This is a genomic window from Pseudoalteromonas sp. SR45-5 (assembly GCF_014163565.1).
Lineage (GTDB): Bacteria > Pseudomonadota > Gammaproteobacteria > Enterobacterales > Alteromonadaceae > Pseudoalteromonas > Pseudoalteromonas distincta.
The window spans coordinates 1-883 of the sequence record NZ_JACJDN010000985.1 but is presented as its reverse complement, the minus strand read 5'-3'; the positions used below and the strand labels follow the sequence as shown (position 1 = coordinate 883).

The 883-nt window shown below is 43.6% G+C and carries 1 protein-coding gene; it reads left to right on the top strand.

Annotated features, from left to right (window positions below; translation table 11 throughout):
* Positions 1-864: L-serine ammonia-lyase (locus H5072_RS20535; RefSeq protein ID WP_182694646.1), on the top strand; the 864-nt coding region annotated here is incomplete at its 5' end.
* Positions 865-883 lie beyond the last annotated feature (19 nt).

Here is an 883-nt window from a genome sequence, read left to right as displayed (position 1 = left end):
CCAGCTCCTTTCCCTTTCAGTAGCGCAAAAGAGCTACTAGAGATGTGTAAAGAGTCAGGGCTTAGTGTTTCAAGCTTAATGATGAAGAACGAAAAAACACTGCGCACTGAAGATGAAATAAAAGACACGCTGTTTCATATCTGGAAAGTAATGATGGCCTGTATTGACCGTGGTATGCGTACCGAAGGTATCCTACCTGGCGGCTTAAAAGTAAAGCGCCGAGCGCCTAGCTTATACTTAAAACTAAATATAGAGGTCAGTAACGACCCACTTCGTGCAATGGACTGGGTTGATTTATTTGCCCTTGCCGTAAACGAAGAAAATGCGGCAGGTGGCCGTGTAGTTACCGCACCAACTAATGGTGCTGCGGGTATTTTACCGGCTGTGCTTATGTACTATCACACATTTGTGAAAGAAGTAGACCGCGATATAGCCACACGTTATTTATTAACGGCTGCTGCTATTGGTATTTTATATAAAAAGAATGCCTCTATATCGGGTGCTGAAGTAGGTTGCCAAGGTGAAGTTGGCGTTGCGTGCTCTATGGCTGCAGGCGCATTAACAGAAATTGTTGGTGGCAATGTTGTGCAAGTAGAGAACGCAGCAGAAATTGGTATGGAACATAATTTAGGCCTCACGTGCGACCCTGTTGGTGGCTTAGTACAAGTACCGTGTATTGAACGTAATGCAATGGGCGCAATTAAAGCAATTAATGCCTCACGTTTAGCTATTCGTGGCAGTGGCGAGCAAAAGGTATCACTTGATAAAGTGATTAAAACCATGCTTGAAACCGGCAACGATATGAAAACCAAATACAAAGAAACCGCTCGCGGTGGATTAGCAGTTAATATTATCGAATGTTAATCAGCTCGCTATAAAGAGA